At 35.5% G+C, this 19,094-nt stretch carries 18 protein-coding genes and 1 pseudogene; 11 read left to right on the top strand and 8 right to left on the bottom strand.

The features are described 5' to 3' along the window. Positions 1 to 276 precede the first annotated feature (276 nt). From HHU08_RS23490 to HHU08_RS23475, 4 genes are all read right to left on the bottom strand, one after another. Positions 277 to 1,485, bottom strand: a complete 1,209-nt coding sequence (locus tag HHU08_RS23490; protein WP_169189456.1) for an MFS transporter — start codon at positions 1,483 to 1,485, stop codon at positions 277 to 279. A gap of 13 nt (positions 1,486 to 1,498) precedes the next feature. Continuing rightward, positions 1,499 to 1,918 (bottom strand): MarR family winged helix-turn-helix transcriptional regulator, encoded by a 420-nt coding sequence (locus HHU08_RS23485; protein ID WP_016201627.1) that lies wholly within the window; start codon positions 1,916 to 1,918, stop codon positions 1,499 to 1,501. A 195-nt stretch (positions 1,919 to 2,113) separates the two neighbouring features. After that, positions 2,114 to 4,120 (bottom strand): catalase, encoded by a 2,007-nt coding sequence (locus HHU08_RS23480; protein ID WP_169189455.1) that lies wholly within the window; start codon positions 4,118 to 4,120, stop codon positions 2,114 to 2,116. Positions 4,121 to 4,396: 276 nt separating this feature from the next. Next, on the bottom strand, positions 4,397 to 5,833 hold the full coding sequence (locus HHU08_RS23475) for a flavin-containing monooxygenase (RefSeq protein ID WP_016201629.1): 1,437 nt from the start codon (positions 5,831 to 5,833) through the stop codon (positions 4,397 to 4,399). A gap of 501 nt (positions 5,834 to 6,334) precedes the next feature. On the opposite strand from HHU08_RS23475, the gene HHU08_RS23470 reads away from it, so the two are divergent. Further along, positions 6,335 to 7,564 (top strand): IS110 family RNA-guided transposase, encoded by a 1,230-nt coding sequence (locus tag HHU08_RS23470; protein ID WP_100525939.1) that lies wholly within the window; start codon positions 6,335 to 6,337, stop codon positions 7,562 to 7,564. Positions 7,565 to 7,885: 321 nt separating this feature from the next. Here the strand turns inward: HHU08_RS23470 and HHU08_RS23465 are convergent, their stop codons facing one another. Together HHU08_RS23465 and HHU08_RS23460 are read right to left on the bottom strand one after the other, a co-directional pair. Beyond that, positions 7,886 to 8,338 (bottom strand): hypothetical protein, encoded by a 453-nt coding sequence (locus tag HHU08_RS23465; protein WP_169189454.1) that lies wholly within the window; start codon positions 8,336 to 8,338, stop codon positions 7,886 to 7,888. Next, positions 8,335 to 9,093, bottom strand: a complete 759-nt coding sequence (locus HHU08_RS23460; RefSeq protein ID WP_016201631.1) for a hypothetical protein — start codon at positions 9,091 to 9,093, stop codon at positions 8,335 to 8,337. Before HHU08_RS23460 ends, HHU08_RS23465 begins: the two co-directional genes overlap by 4 nt. Before the next feature lie 535 nt (positions 9,094 to 9,628). On the opposite strand from HHU08_RS23460, the gene HHU08_RS23455 reads away from it, so the two are divergent. Then, positions 9,629 to 10,075 (top strand): hypothetical protein, encoded by a 447-nt coding sequence (locus tag HHU08_RS23455; protein ID WP_016201632.1) that lies wholly within the window; start codon positions 9,629 to 9,631, stop codon positions 10,073 to 10,075. Further along, positions 10,063 to 10,350 (top strand): YxcD family protein, encoded by a 288-nt coding sequence (locus tag HHU08_RS23450; RefSeq protein WP_016201633.1) that lies wholly within the window; start codon positions 10,063 to 10,065, stop codon positions 10,348 to 10,350. Before HHU08_RS23455 ends, HHU08_RS23450 begins: the two co-directional genes overlap by 13 nt. A gap of 59 nt (positions 10,351 to 10,409) precedes the next feature. On the opposite strand, the gene HHU08_RS23445 is transcribed toward HHU08_RS23450, so the two are convergent. Together HHU08_RS23445 and HHU08_RS23440 are read right to left on the bottom strand one after the other, a co-directional pair. Beyond that, positions 10,410 to 11,447 carry a PTS transporter subunit IIC gene (locus HHU08_RS23445; protein WP_016201634.1) on the bottom strand — a complete coding sequence of 346 codons (1,038 nt, stop codon included), beginning with the start codon at positions 11,445 to 11,447 and terminating at the stop codon, positions 10,410 to 10,412. A gap of 289 nt (positions 11,448 to 11,736) precedes the next feature. Next, positions 11,737 to 13,197: a sugar porter family MFS transporter gene (locus tag HHU08_RS23440; RefSeq protein ID WP_016201635.1), complete on the bottom strand. Its 1,461-nt coding sequence runs from the start codon at positions 13,195 to 13,197 to the stop codon at positions 11,737 to 11,739. 967 nt (positions 13,198 to 14,164) lie between these two features. On the opposite strand from HHU08_RS23440, the gene HHU08_RS23435 reads away from it, so the two are divergent. From HHU08_RS23435 to HHU08_RS23405, 8 genes and pseudogenes are all read left to right on the top strand, one after another. Then, positions 14,165 to 14,635, top strand: coding sequence for a helix-hairpin-helix domain-containing protein (locus HHU08_RS23435; protein WP_169189453.1), 471 nt, complete (start codon positions 14,165 to 14,167; stop codon positions 14,633 to 14,635). Then, complete coding sequence (locus HHU08_RS23430; RefSeq protein WP_169189452.1) at positions 14,635 to 14,868, top strand: VOC family protein; 234 nt, start codon at positions 14,635 to 14,637, stop codon at positions 14,866 to 14,868. Before HHU08_RS23435 ends, HHU08_RS23430 begins: the two co-directional genes overlap by 1 nt. A 295-nt stretch (positions 14,869 to 15,163) precedes the next feature. Beyond that, on the top strand, positions 15,164 to 15,634 hold the full coding sequence (locus HHU08_RS23425; RefSeq protein WP_169189451.1) for a GNAT family N-acetyltransferase: 471 nt from the start codon (positions 15,164 to 15,166) through the stop codon (positions 15,632 to 15,634). A 261-nt stretch (positions 15,635 to 15,895) separates the two neighbouring features. Next, complete coding sequence (locus HHU08_RS23420; RefSeq protein WP_235678881.1) at positions 15,896 to 16,111, top strand: GNAT family N-acetyltransferase; 216 nt, start codon at positions 15,896 to 15,898, stop codon at positions 16,109 to 16,111. A gap of 135 nt (positions 16,112 to 16,246) precedes the next feature. Next, positions 16,247 to 17,362: an IS4 family transposase gene (locus HHU08_RS23415; RefSeq protein ID WP_169189450.1), complete on the top strand. Its 1,116-nt coding sequence runs from the start codon at positions 16,247 to 16,249 to the stop codon at positions 17,360 to 17,362. A 149-nt stretch (positions 17,363 to 17,511) separates the two neighbouring features. Beyond that, a complete protein-coding gene (locus HHU08_RS23410; RefSeq protein ID WP_169189449.1) occupies positions 17,512 to 17,859 on the top strand; it encodes a GNAT family N-acetyltransferase in 348 nt (115 codons plus the stop codon). A gap of 62 nt (positions 17,860 to 17,921) precedes the next feature. Next, positions 17,922 to 18,163 (top strand): annotated as a pseudogene (locus tag HHU08_RS25840) (metallophosphoesterase family protein); the annotation flags it as partial. 331 nt (positions 18,164 to 18,494) lie between these two features. Continuing rightward, positions 18,495 to 19,046 (top strand): hypothetical protein, encoded by a 552-nt coding sequence (locus tag HHU08_RS23405; protein ID WP_205835685.1) that lies wholly within the window; start codon positions 18,495 to 18,497, stop codon positions 19,044 to 19,046. Positions 19,047 to 19,094: the final 48 nt, after the last annotated feature.

The following is a 19,094-nucleotide window of genomic DNA, read 5'->3' as shown; positions in this document are numbered from 1 at the left end:
CTTAAAATTTTCTTCTATATATGAAATACGTGATCCATTACCTTTTTTCCTTCTTTAGAAAACGTCTTATATCGCTTGGAACTACTTGTTTGGTATATGAAAGTAGGAAAAACAGTTTTATAAAGAATATACAGATTATAGAATTATATGAAGAAAAAATTCAATCCTAATAGATATTTTGAAAAATATGATCCATCCGGAAAAGGATATGATCCAAAACAAGAATATATGATCCAATCTCAAAAAAGGACTGCCTATTCAAGGGCAGTCCTTTTCTCACATAGAAGATGAAGCAAAAACTTTCGTCTTTCTTTCTAATCTTCCATAAAGAAGATAATAAAGAACGATAACAACAAGAGCCAGGGCGCTTAATATCATATAAAGATGAGGATACCCAGTAAGCGGTATAAGGAAACCAAGTACATATGGGCCAAAGCCTAAGCCTGCATCTAAGAAAATGTAGTAGGTAGATGTTGCAAGTCCAATGCGATGAGGAGCGGTCACCTTGACTGCTACAGCTTGAGCACAGGATTGCATATTACCAAAACCAAATCCAATGAATACTCCAGATAATAATAAAGTGAAGCTGCTTTCTGACTGGCTTAATAAAAGCAGACCTGCACTAAGTAGAATGATAGCAGGATACATGACGTAATTCGCACCCTTGCTGTCCATTAGTCTGCCAGTAAATGGTCTGGAAACCATAATCGCTGCTGCATAGACGATAAAAAAGAAGCTAGTTGCATCTACGAGATTAATTTCCTTTGCATAAAAATTAATGAAGGATAGAACGCTGGAATAGCAAAGGGAAACAAGTAGGATAATAAAAGCGATAGGTAAAGCCTTTGGCTCCAAAAAGCTAGATAGTTTTAAGCCCTTTGACTCGGCTGTATTTTCAACTGTAGCTTTTGTTAACTCAGGTACGGTTACTAAAATTCCAATAAAAAGAGAGATGATTCCTAAAAGAAAACAAAAGCTAAAAATAATTTGGAAGGTGGTATGCTGGCTCATAAATAATCCAATGAAAGGGCCAATGGCAGTTGCTAAGGTGGTGCTCATGCTGAAATAGCCAATTCCCTCACCTTTTCGGGAAGATGGAATAATATCAGCCACAATAGTTCCGGCAGCAGTACTAGCAATTCCAAGTGTAATTCCATGTAAAAATCGATTAAATAAAAGAAAATTAATACCCAAATCTACAAAATAGAGACCGGTAGTAATCGTAAAACATAGAAGACCGATCATTAATGTTTTTTTCCGGCCAATACGATCGATGGCCTGCCCGATAAATAGGCGGCCAATTAACGTTCCGATAATAAAGATTCCTGTTACTAAACCAGCTTGACTTGTTGTAGCATGAAATTCATCGACTGCAAAGACAGCGATGGTTACCATTAATAAATAAAAAATAAGCGTTAAAAAGAAATTGACAGAGGAAATAACAATAAATTCCTTTGTCCATAATTTATCCTTTGGCGTTTCCACTAAAATAATCCCCCTATTTTAATAAATTATTTCGAATACTGCTCATAATTTGAATCGCTTCTTTTAAATCATTTTCAGTTAAATTATGAACGATTTCTTCTTCAAATTTGTCGACAGCAATACGTACTGTTAAATACGTTTCTTTTCCTAGTTCGGTTAACTGCATTCTCTTCTCGCGTTTATCTTGGCTTGTCATCTGTTCTACGTAGCCTAGTGCTTCCAGCTGTTGGATTGTTCTTGTAATCGTTGGTTTCTCCACCCCTTGATAACTAGAAAGCTCCACTAAGGTTGCAGAACCATATTCATATAAACAAAACAGGATGGTCCATTGTGCCCTTTGAATATGGTGGGTTCCTAACACGTGCACAAGTTTGTTTTCAAATGGTCGATACAGCAATAATAGTTGCTGAAAAAAACGCTGTGATGTTTTCATAAGTTTTTCCTCCTTTCGAAAATGGTTATCTAAGGTAACTGTTATCATTGGTAACTATTAATATAGCAGATACATAAGGTACTGTCTACGGGGTAAAAGTATAGTTTTCACTAAGGAAGGCTTATAAATGTAAGGTTTGGGAGGAATAAAAAAGATTTGCTTATATCTGATGAATATAAGCAAATCTTTTTACGATTATACGGTTCTACTCCAAAATCTAGCTTCTGCTACACCTGTAACAAAGTTATTAATGGTAACTTTAGTAAGATCAAATATACCAGGTTCATTTATGGTGACTCGGCTTTTTTCTAGTGCAGCATAGTCACTTACGGAAATACCTAGAGGTTTAAAGTGATTAAAAGTCATTTCTATAAATTCGATGGCTTTATTCTCGAGTTTGCCATTTGTGCTAATAAGTAATGCAGCATCAAAAAGGCTAGCATCGGCAGTATCATATGTGTCTGTTACTTTTAATTCTCCATCTATCGTATGCAGATTTTTATCAACGATGCTAAAATTGACTTTATTAGCTGCTAAAGCCTGAACCCATTGAAGTAATTGGGCATTATCTGGCTCTCCGTTTAAAAGAATCGCAACACAACGAGTGTCGGGTTTCTTTACAGTAGTGGCCATGCTTAAGGCTGGAGATTTATTGGCTGATTTTACTTCTAGGTTATCTTTAGGCAATACTGCCCCAATGTTATTAGCAACTTCTTCTGCAATACTGCGATCAATGCGGTTGAGAAGTTCTACCGCATTGTTTTTAACTGCTTCTGATTTGCACTTTCCAAGTTCAAAACTAAAAGCATCTCTCACATGCTGTTGTTCAAATGGTGTTAAGCTATTATAAAAAAGTTTAGCTTGTGAATAGAAATCAAGGAAGCTTTCACTGCGACCCCTAATTTTTCCACCATCCACTTTTTCCTGATAATGCTCATAACCGCCTTGATCAACAGGTACTGGTTCTGGCTGATTATTATTCAATCCATTCTTATGATAGCTTGTTTGTCCCTGATGAATGGTCATTTGATGCATGCCATCTCTTTGATTATTGTGAAAAGGACATACTGGTTTATTAATCGGAATTTGGTGGAAGTTAGGTCCGCCCAGTCTAGATAATTGGGTATCTGTATAAGAGAATAGACGCCCTTGTAATAATGGATCATTGGAAAAATCGATTCCAGGTACAACATGTCCAGGGTGGAAAGCAACTTGTTCTGTTTCCGCAAAGAAATTATCTACATTTCGATTCAAGGTTAATTTCCCAACAATCTTAACAGGAACCTCTTCTTCTGGCCATATTTTTGTAGGGTCTAATATATCAAAATCAAATGCAAATTCATCTTCTTCAGAAATAATTTGCAGACCAAGTTCCCATTCAGGGTAGTCACCTTTCTCAATCGCTTCGTATAAATCCTGGCGATGGAAGTCAGGATTTTTCCCAGCTGCTTTTTGTGCTTCATCCCAAACTTGAGAATGAATACCAAGTTTGGGTTTCCAATGAAACTTAACAAAATGAGCTCTTCCTTCTTTGTTAACAAGTCGGAAGGTATGCACACCAAACCCCTCCATCATTCGAAGACTCCGGGGGATAGCTCGATCGCTCATTGCCCACATTACCATATGGGCTGTTTCATGGTTTTGACCAACAAAGTCCCAAAAGGTATCATGGGCACTGGCTCCTTGGGGAATTTCATTATGGGGTTCCGGCTTTACTGCGTGCACGAAATCAGGAAATTTAATGGCGTCTTGGATGAAGAATACTGGAATGTTATTTCCAACTAAATCATAATTGCCTTCGTCTGTATAAAATTTAACAGCAAATCCGCGCACATCGCGAACAGTATCACTAGAACCTCTAGAGCCTTGGACAGTAGAAAATCGAACAAAAACAGGTGTTGTTTTATTTGTATCATTTAGGAAATCGGCTTTCGTGTATTCTTCAAGAGATTCGTATAATTGAAAAACGCCATGTGCACCGACTCCACGTGCGTGAACAATACGTTCAGGAATTCTTTCATGGTCAAAGTGAGTCATTTTTTCCCGAAAGTGAAAGTCCTCCATTAAGGTAGGACCTCTTAGTCCAGCTTTTAAGGAGAATTCATCCTCTGCCATTTTTAATCCCTGATTGGTTGTTAATCCAGCCTGTTGTTCATTATCAATGGTGTATTTTTTTAACTGCTCGATTTTTTTGTTTTCCATCAAAATACCTCCTAAATGATAATATGTATTAATTAATAATCATTATTTTTATTTATACCCAATATTATGTATTTAAAACATGCCAAATAAAAAAGCTAAGACTGCCTATAAAGGGTCCTAGCTCTGTTTATCACACACTTAACGAATAGTTAGACTCAACCGAAAGCTTGCAAGAATTAGAGGAAAACAGGTGGAAGAACCATTATCCGTAAAGGGTCTGAATGGTTAAATAACCATTAGTGAGGGAGGAACCCCACACTAATGGAAGTTTCCTTTTTAAATAACTTCTGAGGTGTCTTCTTGATTTACAGGCCATTCCCCTGTAAATTCTTCGACATCGTATTCGTAAAAATCTTTTAAGTTAGCGTCCTTATCATCCAAAAATAATTCATCCGTAATGGCTGTAACAATACGGGGGATTCCATATCTCATGCCAGAAAGGGCAGAAGCAGATAAGCCACAGCTAATCAATGCAGCATAATTAAAGGAGTATATGCCATGAAGCAATGGTTCGCCTTCTTTGTCACGGCTAATAAAAGCGAAGCCAGGGCTCAAATAAGGATGCGCATCAAGCGTTGGAGCTGCAATTTCTGCTGGAGCTGCATAGCGGTCCTTCCAACGGGTGATATGCTTTTGTATTAAACGTAACTCTGGACGCAATTTAGGGTCTGTTAATAAACCAGTGCTAATGAATAAGAAATCAAATAAATAAGTACCTTTTGGGGTAATTATTTCTGCTTGCTTTCCTTTTTCTGTTACTTTCACCCATGGAGAGCTAAGGTGAAGATGGAATCCTGACCAGGAAGATGCGCGATTAAAGGTATCATTTGTTGGTGGTTGATTATGCTGAAAAAAGTGAGCAATGCCTGCATATTTATCTTTGTCTGATAAGGCAGGAAAATGCTCGATCATTCCAGACACTTCCATTTGCCTGATAGGATTAATACGTTGCATTTTTTTGCGCCGAACGAAAACATGAGCTTCGGCAATCCCTTGAGATAAGGCGTAATGGGCATTATCAAAAGCAGAGGCACCACCACCCAATATAGCGATTTTTTTCCCTTCTAATGAATCAAAATCAATTAGTGAGGAGGTATGAGCGTATAAATGAGAAGGAAGATTATCAGAAATCATTGGAGGAACATGCCATTCACCGCCCCCTTGGATACCAGTAGCCAGAATTACCTTTCGAGCAAGCAAGGATGAGGAAGCTCCCTTTTTTTTAATATGCAGTCGATGAAGCCCCTTTTCTAAAGGTTCAATTAACGTTAGCTTTACTTCATTTTGAACAGGTAATTGAAGGGTTTGCCGATACCATCTTAGGTAATCCATCCAATCTCCACGGGGAATTTTATCAATCTTTTCCCATCCTTCTACCCCAAACTGTGCTTCCCACCAAGAACGAAAAGTAAGAGAAGGAACTCCGAGATCAATAGAGGTTAAATGTTTAGGAGTACGTAATGTAACCATACGGGCATAGGTCTCCCATGGTCCCTCTAGGCCTTCTTTATTTTCGTCGATTACAAGAATGTTTGATACTCTTTCACGTAAAAGACCAAATGCGATTCCTAAACCAGATTGTCCGCCACCAACAATGACGACATCAAAAACATGTCCTTCTGCATGCGTTTTTGGACGAACCCAATTTGGTCCTCGATAATTAAGGTAAGCTAGATCTGATTGTACGCGTTTATTTAAGGTTTCTAAGCTCATAATACTAACTTCCTCTCCTTTTAAAACGTAAAGTTTGTTGCAATTACCCGCAGTCGGAATACACTTTGCTTTTCGTAGGGCTAAGCTTAAGCCTCCTCAGCTTCGCCTCCGGGGTCTCAGACTGTCTCGCTAATCCCCGTGGCGTCTTCGTGTATTCCGGCTGCTCCAATTTTCCCACTAATTGGTTTTTCCTATTGAAAAAACAACAATCCTTTAGAAAAACTCTCATGGCGGCGTTACCCGCCGCCACCGTCTATCATGAAAACTTGCTCCTATCCCATGATAGAAAGTCTAAACCACTTAACACCTGACCATAATTAATAGTACAATACGACCAGTCCGAAGACTGTTTGGTGGATCAATACAAGTTGATACCCCGTTAGAAAAACTGGTTGTGACAGTTTAAAAGAACCGTCTAATGTGTTTATAAACACGAATACAAAAATTTTGTATGATGACTTCTGTCGCTTGTATTGTATTAAAAATCTTTGAGGTGATTATATGGAAGCTATGATTGAACGGTGTGCAGGCCTAGATGTACACCAAGAAACAGTAGTTGCTTGTGTTTTATTTGGTTCATTAGATAAAAAACCAAATAAAGAGATTCAAACCTTTCCAACAACCACAAGTGGCCTTTTGGCACTTAGCGACTGGCTATCCTCACACAAAATAACGGATGCTGTAATGGAAAGTACCGGTGTATATTGGAAGCCCGTTTGGAATGTTATAGAATGTGACTTCCAATTAATCCTCGCCAATGCCCAACATGTTAAAAATGTTCCCGGAAGGAAAACAGACGTAAAAGATGCGGAGTGGTTAGCTAAACTTTTGCGTTCTGGACTAATTGAAAAAAATTTTGTACCGCCCAAAGAAATTCGTGATTTGCGAGATTTAACCCGGTATCGTAAAAAACTCATCCATACACGAACTTCTGAGCGCAATCGAATCCACAAAATTCTACAGGATGCAAATATTAAACTAACTTCTGTTTTATCTGACATTTTTGGTGTCACTGGTTGTCGCATTATTGAAGCCCTAATAAACGGCGAAAAAATAGGTGTGTTTGAACTTCAACAAATGGTTGATTCAAGAGTTAAGGCGAGCACAACAGATATTGCAGAAGCCCTTAACGGTGGAATACGTAAACATCATATTGATATGTTACGTTTCCATTGGGACCATATCAATCACATCGATGAAACAATCGAAAAAGTAGTTGAACGCATAGACCAAGCGCTTATTCCTTATCAAGAGGAGTGCGAACTACTAGATACCATACCGGGTGTGGATAAAAATGCATCCGCAATCTTTATAGCTGAAATGGGTGTAGACATGTCAGTATTTAAAAGTTCTAAACATCTAGCCTCATGGGCTGGAGTGAGTCCAGGAAATTATGAGAGTGCCGGTAAAAAAAAAACAGGTAAAACTCAGTACGGAAACAAATCATTAAGAACCACCGCTGTTGAATGTTCCATGGCTACAGATAGACAGTATAATCGCATATCTGCACATAGAAAAAGAATTATGAAACGACAAGGAAAATCGAAAGCACGGATCGCTTCCGCTCATTTAATCCTAACAATTGCTTACAATATTTTAAAAACAAGGCAACCATATCAGGAACTAGGCCCTGATTATGTTGATCTCGAACAAAGTAAAGAACAAAAAATGATTCAATACTTAAAAAGGAAAGGGTATCGTATTGAACCCACTAATGAACAAATTGCTTAATGAATAACAAAAGCACTATATTTAATCATTCCTAGCCTTTTAAAAAAGTTCAAATTTAGAAGGTTCAGCTTAGTGTTGCCTTTTACCTAAAGAGTTTTCATACAAACAGCCTAAAATAAAGTGTATGTAAACATTCCTCACATCAATATGCCATGCCAATATATTAACATGTTCCTTTATTTATTGTATGTATACAATGTCTAAATTTTCTAAAATCTTTTAGTTAATTCGTTTAAAAGCTTTACATTAAAAAAACGAATAATTACAGAAGTCTAAAGCTATCACCATTGGCTTTTTGGCTTTTGTTATTATTCGTAAATATCACATTCTTTTTCTCATGCCAATACTCTGTGCCTTATGCCTCCATAATATTTCTTTAATGGTTGGGGCATCCTCTTTTGAGCTTTGGATAAGTACAATAATTTCTGGCATGCTTGGATGCATCCTATTTTTTTTCTTTCGATGGAAAAGATAATACAAGCAATAACCGCTGAAAAATCCGATAATCGCTGCAAGGATTCCACTAAAAATTGGTCCTACTACTAATTTAAAGCCCACGCTTGCTCCAATGACTGCTAAACCAGTAGCAAATGCAATACCGATTTCAAAAGAAGAAACATGTAGATCTGCAGAGTCCTTTTTTTTATTGCTTTTAGGAGGGAATTCATCCATATATAGTACCATCATTTCTTCCGGAAGGATCCCTAATTCTTCTATTTCGGAAAGTGCACGCTCGATTTCGATAGATGGTTGAAAGGTTCCGACTATAATCATCCCTTTGCACCTCTTAAACTAAACTTGGAACCTGCATACCGATCTGTTAAGCGTTTTTGTTGAGAATCATTTGCAAGCTTATTATGTTGAATACAGGTAATATACGAATGGTAAACAGAACCCCCAACTACTGAAGGCATGAATAGTAACCAATGTGGATTTAAAATGGTAATGGAAGAATCGAAATTACCTGTAATAATCAATACGATAGCTTTATGAGCGTGAGATAGTATAACATATGTCCACCACCAAAATATCGCATAAAATCCTAAGAATATTCGATGGTTATACAAATGTCCTAATCCAGGAAATGTTAGAGAATAGAGAATCCCTAAAAGAGGACTCTTATTTTGCAAATATTGTATTTCAAATGGAAATATTTCTAAACTAGCTAAATCTGGTGTAGAGAGTTCAACGAATTTATTTAATTGAATGGCTGAACGATAGCTATCCCCTATAGTTATTAAATAAATAACAATATAGCCAATCATCCAATCTATATTGATAACCGATTTAGCTAGCTCTATTTCTCCGCAAAAGGAGTAAATCATAGCTTCATTAATGTGGGCACCAGTATTAATAATCACTTCTAAAATGGTTAGGAGCGTCGCACGAGCATACTGATTAAGAAGGTAATGCCCAAATCCTGGGAAAACAGCTGACCACCAAGCGACTAAACAAGGTTTTTGATGCATTAAATAGGTAATACCAGCTGTACTATACTTTGCTTGAGGAAAGGTTAAGCTTGTACTCATTTACATACCTACTTACTTATTTTGGAATATACATTAGGTTATGATATTAACAAAATCCTATTCATGTATTTACAAAAAATAGGAGGTGGAATTTTTAGTAGAAAGCGGAATATTAAGGAAGTATTTATCCCTCTCTGTCTGTTAAGATCCGATAAGTAGGAGGAAGAACTCCTGCTGATGGAAGTTTTCTTTATATGTTCATCATGTGAATAGGCTTTCATCATATAAGTTGACTAGACATGTTGTTTATATTAAAATGTATTTATACTTAAAAATTGCATACTCCAAAGGGGAGTAGCTAACAGTTACGTCGTCAATACGCGATTAAATCGCCGGCTTAACTGGCAACTGGATGTTGTTTGCGAGACCTTTGCCGTTCTTGGTAAAGGGATAAATAGATACATTTTTAAAGCCTTTACCAATCAAATGGGAGGGCTTTTTATTTTTCCTGCAAATACTAACAAGGTAAGGAAAATATAAAGTCTAAGGTATGCTTAGTATACAAAATCGATGATAATTATCAGGAGGAATAAAAATGAAGAAAATTTTATCAGCAATTCTCACATTAGGATTGGTTTTATCACCAGTAAGTATCGTGTTTCAAGACTCGGTTACAACAGTTGAGGCAAAGTCTTATAAGTCCGGAAAAAGAAGCTTTAACAACAATAATAGCAATACAAATAATAATTCCTTTTTCCAAAAGAAAAATAATACAAACGATACGACAAAATCAAATCAATCTAGTACAACAAATAAATCAGGTGGCTTCTTCTCTGGCGGCGGTTTAATGAGAGGTTTAATGGTAGGGGGGCTTGCTGGTTTATTATTTGGTAGCCTTTTTGCCAATATGGGAGCATTTGGATCTATTTTAGGGCTGTTAATTAATATTATTGCGATTGTATTGGTATTCAATTTAATCAAGAAATTATTCACTTTCTACCGAAACAAGAAAAGAGAGGAAGCAAATAATTGGAGAAACTAATCATTCCGGAACAAGATATTATTAATGCGATATGTGTTTATATCTCGCGAAAAAAGCAAGTGCGACCAGAGGAAGTAGAAGTAGAGCTAATGTATGATGATGACTATGGATTTTCTGCCGAAGCATACGTCCAAGATCGTAAACAAGTGCTAATCACTCAAAATATGATTGAAGCACTGCGATTATGGTTAGATGAGTATTTAAATATGGATCCCTATATGGGGTTAAAATTAGTGCTCGATGAAGAAGAGGGAATTATTGCGATAGCAAAATAGAGAAAAAGTAGAGGATACCAAGGTTTGTTAACTGGTATCCTCTACTTTTTGGATTAAAATCAATCAAAATTTAATTTATAGTCGTCCGATTTAATCATTTTTAATTTTTTTGAAAAAATGTACAGGAAGAACACATTTAAAAGAAACGGAATAATTAAGAAGGTAGAAACCATTATAGTAATATTTTTACTAGTCCAGCCGCCTTCTGCTAAGCGCATAAAATTCATAGGACCGACTAATCCTGATAATCCAAAGCCAGCGCTATAAGGTGTCCCTTGGATATTTAAATAGCCAGCTAATCCACCTAATACAGCAGCAGTAATAATCATTGGGATAACAATCTTTGGTTTCATAAAGAAATTCCCCATCTGGATTTTAGGTGATCCAAGTACATGTGCCAATGCAGTCCCTAGAGAGTTTGCCTTATAGCTTGCTATTGCTAATCCAATACCTGCTGCGACAATTCCTAGGTTTGCAGCCCCTGAACCAACTCCAGCCAGAGAAATAACGGTTGCCACCCCTACTGTAGAGATAGGAGAAAGAATAATTAAACAGAATACGACAGCAATAATAATACCCATTAGGATAGGTTGTAGGTTTGTAATATTTTCGATTGCAATACCGATTAATCCAGTCGTAGATTTCATATACGGCAATAATAAATAGCCCGCCATTCCTGGTATTAAAATACATAAGGTTGGTAGTAGAAGAATAGAATATGCTTTCAAGCGGTCGCCGACAAAGCGAACAAATAATACCGCAAGTGCAGCGGTAATACCAGTATTTATCACGACCCCAATGCCATTTAAGGTAAATAATCCATCTGCTGTTTTTTGAACAACACCACTTCCAACCATTGCGGCAATGCCGATACTAGCTGTTTGAATTGAGGACAGCTTGAAGGATATTCCGACCATTACACCAATCAACACAGGTAATAAGCTCATAATAAATGCAGTAATATCTAAAACGTGCTGAAGCGGAGGAAAGAAAGGAATAAAGAGCTTTAATATTTCACCAAGTAATGCATTTGGGATTAAAGAAACGACGATTCCGATACTCATACCATTTAATAATTTACTGAAAAACTCTTTCACCTTAGAACTCCCCATTCTCCTTGAATTTGGAGTTTATTATATTGTAATATTTGGATACTCGTCAATGATTATTTTTAACGCTTCAACGCAGGAAAGTAAAAGTGATGCTAGTTTATCTATCTTCTATATAAATTGCAGTAAATTAGTTGATTGATTTTAACAAATGTAAAATTATCCGTTAAAAAAAATGCAAATTGTCAAAACGAAAGAGAGTTCCTACCTTTTTGAGGGGAACTCTCTCTGAAAAGCTAATGAAATACTTTAACTTTTATTATTTAAATAGTAAAAATTAAGAATGTAGTTGGTTTTCTCCTATTTTAGTTTTCCGGACATCTCGAGGTTGTTTATCAAAGCCGCGGAAATACTGTTCTAATTGCTCTAACGTTTTTCCTTTTGTCTCAGGCAAGAATTTGCTAACAAACGTTATCGCAAATATACCCAGTACCGCAAATAGAAAGAATGAATTGGATAAGCCGATATTATCGAGAAGTATCGGGAAAACTAAACCAATGAGAAAGTTTGTGGTCCATAAGCAAAATACGGAAACACCCATTCCAACTCCTCTAAGCTTTAAAGGAAATATTTCAGCTAGCATAAGCCATGTAACGGGGGAAATCGCACCTTGTTGGAAAGCTAAAAAAGTAACAGTCATGCTAAGTACAGCATAAGGCAGAATGGTTGTTCCACTTAAAGTGAAGGAGAAAATTCCAATCAATAGTAGGGTAGTTGTTGTACCGATTAATCCTGTAATAAGCATCGGCCTTCTACCTACACGTCCAAGTAGCCAAATTCCTACAAATGTAGCTAAAACAGAAATGACTCCATTCGCTATATTTGCTATTAAGGCAACTTCCGTAGTGAATCCTGTATTTTGCAATATTTGTGTACCATAATACATAATCGAATTTACACCGGTAATTTGCTGAACGATTGCGATTCCGATGCCGAGAAAAACAATTCTTCTAATCCATGGTTCTGCCAAGTCTTTGAAACCAACCTGTTCGACTTTTGCTTCTGATTCGACTGCTTTCTTGATTTGCTGTAATTCTGCTTTTGCTCTTTTTTCTTTTCTAATATGCAATAGTACGCGAAAAGCTTCTTTAAATCGGCCCTTCGATGCATACCATCTCGGACTTTCAGGTACTACAAGCATTCCAATCCATAAAACAATAGCAGGGATTGATGCAATGACGAGCATATATCTCCATGCATGTCCTGCTCCGTCCATTGTATTTCCGATAATGGCATTTGTAATATAGGCAAGTAATTGACCTGTAACAATCATTAATTCATTTTGTGTTACCATTTGGCCACGGCGTTCGGCTGGGGACATTTCCGCCAGAAAAGTAGGAACAGCTACAGAGGCTCCTCCAACCGCGATACCTAGTAAGAAGCGGAAAGTAATCATTATGGGGATATTCGGTGCAAAAGTACAACCGAGTGTTGTAATAAGAAAGATAACAGCAAGATAAAGAATAACCTTTCTTCTTCCATAGCTGTCTGCCAGTTTACCACTGAACATCGCTCCGAAAGCTGCTCCGAATAATAGGGAGCTAGCAACGAGACCCTCAGTAACTGCATTGAGGTTAAGCTGATCTGGACGGGCCATATAAGGTAAAGCACCATTAATTACTCCAGTATCAAAGCCAAAAAGAAGACCACCAAATGTGGAGATAATTGCAATAATTTTTAAATTGTTTTTTTGATTTGTTTTTGGGTTCCTACTGTCAGGATTTAATTGATCACTCATAGTTATTTACTTTCTCCTCCTCTTATAATAATGTTTTTTCCGTGTGTTCATTATTATATTTGTGATTGAAATGTAAATCGATGTTCATCTCCTTTGCTAGTTTATATGTTCTATCCCTTTTAAAAATGGAAACCTTTCAGTGTAAGACAAAGGTAATTGTTTTACTAGAATAATAAAAGGAATAAATCTCCTTTATTATACATTATTATCAGAATATTTCAAATTGTTCGTAGCGTTTTATTATGTAAGGGATAGGCGTACCAATATATTACCCTGATAAAAAATTTTAAAAACATATTTAAATTCGGGGAAAATTTTTTTCTTCCCTTTATGTGGCTATTCTATTTTGTGATGGAAGAATTTCTGAAAAAGGCTGTTTTCGTAAAGTTTATTGCTATTACCCGCAGACGGAATACACTTCGTTTTCAGTGGGTCTCAGACTGTCCCGATAATCCCACAGGAGTCTTCGTGTATTCCGTCTGCTCCATTTTTCCAACTAATTCTTTTTTTTCTATTGAAAAAATAACAATCCTTTAGAAAACGTCTTGAAAAAAGGAGACCCGTTAAAACTAAGTAGTTCAGTTTTTGTGGAGAAACATCGTAAATAGCACATAGATTATCATACCTTTTAGCACAGTAAATAGCAGAACTATTTTCCTTGATATATCAACGTTTTTATAAGAAATTAAAAACAAACTATCATAACAAATAGCACCCAAAATAATAACTTGACAATGCCTATTGTCATTGTGCGAATTAGTGTGCTAATTTACTTGTAAAATACTATGTGATTATCAGTCTGTTGCGAGAAAAATCAAGGATTTATAACAGTATGTGGTAAAATACACTTAAAGATTATGAAAATTTAGTTCTTCAACTAACGAGGCAGGATAGTTGAATTAGGAGGATATTAAAAATAATTGTCGAAGTTTACAATTATCTATTATTTTTAGATAGGAGGGATAATTTGAATTCATATCCAAAACTACCATTATCTAATGATGAAAAAAAACAGTTACGAAAAGCTAAAGTAAAAATAGGTGAAATACATACACTTAATACAACTCAAATTGTAGAGATATTAGAGACTTCAATTGAAAGGGCACGGCTAGTTAAAGCCTTAGCAGAATTTCAAACAGTACCGACTATCGGATATGAACTAGCAGAAAAACTGGTGTTCCAGTTAGAACTTTTTTCTTTAGAAGAGATAAGTCAAAAAAATGGGGCTCAGCTTTTTGACAAATTAGAACAGAAAATGGGTGTATGGACTGATAGTTGTGTTGAGGATCAAATACGTTGTGTAATAGATTATGCAAATAACCCAGGCAGTAATAGAAAATGGTTTGATTTCACGAATGAAAGAAAATCATATAGAAGTACTTTTGGATATCCGGAAGATAGGCCCAAAAAAGCCTGGTATGATAAAGGGAGGATATAATGAAAACAAAGTTATCACACGTTAGAGTAAATGTTAAAAATTTAGATACAGCATTGAAGTGGTATACTACTGTATTAGGATTTAAAGTCGCTGGTACTTGGCCACCAGAAAAACCCAACTATGCACACTTTTTGAAGCTGACGTATTCGCTATTATGGAGGATGAAAATTTTCCATCATACGGAAGGTTTAATTTTGATGTTTCAGATGTTGAATCATTTTGGAAAGAAATAAAAGATAACGTAAATATAATTGAGGAACTTTCCTTAACCCCATGGGGTTAAGGAAAAATTTACAATTCGTGATTTAGACGGGAATGAACTAGGATTCGTTCAAGAAGTTGAATAGAATAAAAATCTAAGATTGTACAATATCTCACAAAAATTAATGGGTGCGATACTTTTACTAAAAGGTATCGCATTTCTTACTAAAGTTGGATAGTTGAACTAGAGTGAATAATAGATGTGCCAAAATTGGTAATAATTGTGGGATTGGGTAAATATAACATACAAGTGTAGGGAGATTAAAAATGGAGATTCGTTCAGTATACAGTTTAGATTACTATGAAATCTCGCCATTACTAAATCAATGGTGGGGAGGAAGACAAATGGCAGATAAGTTACCAAAGCTCTTTTTTGATCATTTTACAGATACAAGTTTTATTGCTGAAAAAGATGGGAAAATAGTAGGATTTCTTATTGGGTTTTTATCACAATCAAAGTCTGAAGAGGCGTATATTCATTTCGTTGGAGTACATCCAGAATATAGAAAACACAATGTAGGAAAAACACTCTACAACAAATTTTTTTATGTGGTTAAACAAAAAGGTGGTAATATAATCCGTTGTGTAACTTCACCTATCAATAAAGTTTCAATTTCCTTTCATACTAATATGGGTTTTGATATTGAACAAGGAGATGCAGTCGTAGATGGAGTTCCCGTGTATAAGGACTATGACGGACCAAATCAAGATAGGGTTTTATTTAAAAAGAATTTATAATAAATTTGGGACCCTCATAGAACTATCGGGGTAATAATCCATGAAGGATTATTACCGTTTTTGGTTATGGTACTAACAGGGCAGCATTCCTGTAATAAGTGGAATCTTGCTTATGGTAGAAAAGGGGCAGGTTTGTGGAAGAAGGTTTTTCCTTTTAATTGGAGAATAGTTATTATGATAAATGTAGGCAATATCTAAAATTAGATATTGTCTTTTTATTTATAGAAATTAGAAACCATTTCGTCATGGGGGACTCTTATTATGAAATATGATGAAAGCAATAAGATGATTACTACTGAAAGGCTAGTAATTAGATTATTCCAAGAATCTGATGTAGTAAATGTAGCCAACCTTTGTAATAACTATAATATTTATAAAAATACACTTTATTTACCCTATCCATATTCAGTGGATGATGCTAAATCTTGGATCCAAAACCATCTTGAAAATTATAATAATGAAATGTCTTATCACTAGTGTTGCATTAATTTATTTTGATTATTAAAAATACTCAAAATGTTCAATTTAATTAATTTGTGCAAAGAAAAAGTCCTTTATAATAGATAAAGTCAGGTGGTAACCCGTCCAAATCCACTAAAAAGGACCAATCCCATGGACAAGATTACACGAAAAACTTCATTTGGACAATGGTTTTTACCAATAAATCTTCAATTACTTGAAGAACAGGTGAAAACGTTGAAATTAGATTACTATACGAAAAAATTAACGGCAGAATCATTCCTTAAATTATTACTTTTTGCGCAGCTAGAAGAAATCGAGAGTCTACATGAGCTAAGCGATTGTCTTTTCGATGACCTATTGCAGAAAGGTATTGATCTTGATTCAATTAGTATTTCTCAGCTCTCACGCCGATTGAACGGCATGAATCCGGATCTGTTCCAAAGGCTTTTCCTTGATTTAGTCGCACAAATTCATGCCAAAACACATTATACAAAACTTATCATGCCTTTAAAAATTATCGATTCAAGCACATTGCCACTCAATTTGACAAATCATAAATGGGCAAAATTCCGCAAAACAAAGGCAGAAGTTAAATTGCATTTGCGTCTCGTCTTTATGGAAAAAGGTATTTCCTATCCCGAAAAGGCCATTATAACAAATGCAAAAGAACATGACCGTGGTCAGCTTGAAATCATGGTGGATGACAAAGAATGCATGTATGTGTTTGACCGTGGGTACCTGGATTACGAGCGCTTTGATCGCATGACTGATGATGGCTACTTTTTTCTTACAAGGTTACGGAAAAACGCTGTCATAAGGGAGGTTTATAATTTTAAACTTCCGGAAAATACAGCTGTTTTATCGGACCAGATGGTGTTGATTGGGACAACACAAAACCGTGCTGAAAATTACTTTCGACTTTTAAAAGTAATGGATTCAAAAGGGAATGAACTTCATTTAATTACAAATCGTTTTGATATGAGCGCCGAAGAAATTTCAGAGATGTATAAATCTCGCTGGGCAATTGAGCTGTTTTTCAAATGGATTAAACAACATCTAAGAATCAAAAAGTTCTACGGTCAAAGCGAATGGGCGATTCAAAATCAAGTATTTATCGCATTAATCGTTTTTTGCCTACATGTTCTCGTTCAGATCGAGACAAAAAGTAAGCGGAAAACCTTACAGATTAGCCGTTATTTAAGGGCTGCATTGTGGAAACCAGCGCATATATGGCTTCGAAAAATTGAAGGAAAAGCCATTCCTTAATATAGTATATTGTCGTCGTTGTACAAGTCTAATTGTAAAATAATTTCCAAATGGATGGAGCCACCTTTGATAGGGTATTTACTTTTTTGGCTCTTAACAGGGAAGATTAGTAAATTGAAAATTCAGATAACATTTATGCAACACTAGTGATGTCTTATGAGTTTGCAATAACTGATAAGGAAAATGGTGAGCTATATGGAGCTATAGCACTATTAAGCAATCAGAAGTTTAACAATGGTGAAATAGCATACTGGATTGGTGAAGAATTTTGGGGAAATGGATATGCAACAGAGGCAGCGCAAGCAATTTTATGGTTTGCATTTAATGAAAAACACCTACACAAAGTATTTGCTCGTTACTTTAAAACAAATCCAGCCTCAGGAAGAGTTATGCAAAAACTAGGGATGAGGGAAGAAGGGGTACTAATTGATCAGGTAAAGAAGGATAATCATTATTTAGATTTGGTTTATTATGGAATCATCAACTCATATAAATAAGCAATCGGGATAGCAATCCTTTAATAGTTAGAAACCTAGCTTATGGCAGAAACTGGCATTTTTATGCAATTCTTGAAATTGATGAGACAGGGATTGCTGAAGTGAGGTTTAAAAAAGTTTCCTATGATGTTGAAAAGGAACTAAACAATGCTGTTAGTAAAAACCTTCCTTTTATTGACTTATATCGAGAAACGCTCGAGACAGAAAAACTCATTCCCATGAAATAGAATTACTACAACAAATTATTGATAAATTTGGTTATAAAAATGAAATAATAAAATTTTTTGAAAAGAATTATTGGTGATTAAAAGAGTTTTAAGAGCAAAGATAAGGTTCTCATTTGGGAACTTTTTTTTTATTTAGAAACAATCCTGGTAGCATAATAAATGAAGAGAATCTTTTGTGTCACAAACCTCGCAGAATAGTTTAAGTGAAAATGATTTACAAGTCCATAGTGAATAGTAAAATAAGACATCTTAGTTATCAAACTAGGCATAAATGTACAATTGAATTATTTTGGAGTTCCAATAAGTCTGTAAAAAAATGTATTTACATACATAGAAATTCTAGGTAAAATATAATTAATTATGGGAAAAATTGAGATAATACTTAAGAAAATAAACAAGGTGGGAAGAATGAGAGTAAATATTTTTCTATTGATTGCATTAATTATATTAATTGCTATTCTAGGCTACCGAATAGTTCCCTTCTTAACAGAGGGACGAAGCTATTACTTTAAGCATACTGATTCAATCGACCTTTCAAATGAATCTTTTGGGCATGTACGACTAAACGATAATATTAAAAATCAATCTTTTATAAAACGTTTTGGAAAGCCACTTTCCATGGAAGACAATGATTTATATGATTATTATCATTGGGAAGGTGGATTAGAAACTGCCTCCATTAACAGTGGGAAAAACAAAGGGGATATAATTCGGATAATAATTAATGAATCAGATGGAGTAAAGAAAAACACCCGTCTTAAAACAGCAAAAGGAATTGAAATTGGGAGTACGAAAAGAGAGATTATTGCTTTGTATGGATCAAGTTATTACAAAAGAAGCGAACAAGGGGTTGATATTATAGGTTATGTTGACCATAAATATGATGTAACTATTGAATTTTGGTTGATAGAAGGCGATAGAGTTGGAGAAATAAGATTAGATTACGCAAATATTAACTGATGCGGCAGACTTGCCAGAATAGTTAATAATTCTTTTTTCTTTCTATGA

Origin of the sequence: Niallia alba, assembly GCF_012933555.1 — a bacterium.
In the GTDB taxonomy this organism is placed as follows: domain Bacteria; phylum Bacillota; class Bacilli; order Bacillales; family Cytobacillaceae; genus Niallia; species Niallia alba.
This window is presented reverse-complemented; position numbering and strand designations above follow the sequence as displayed.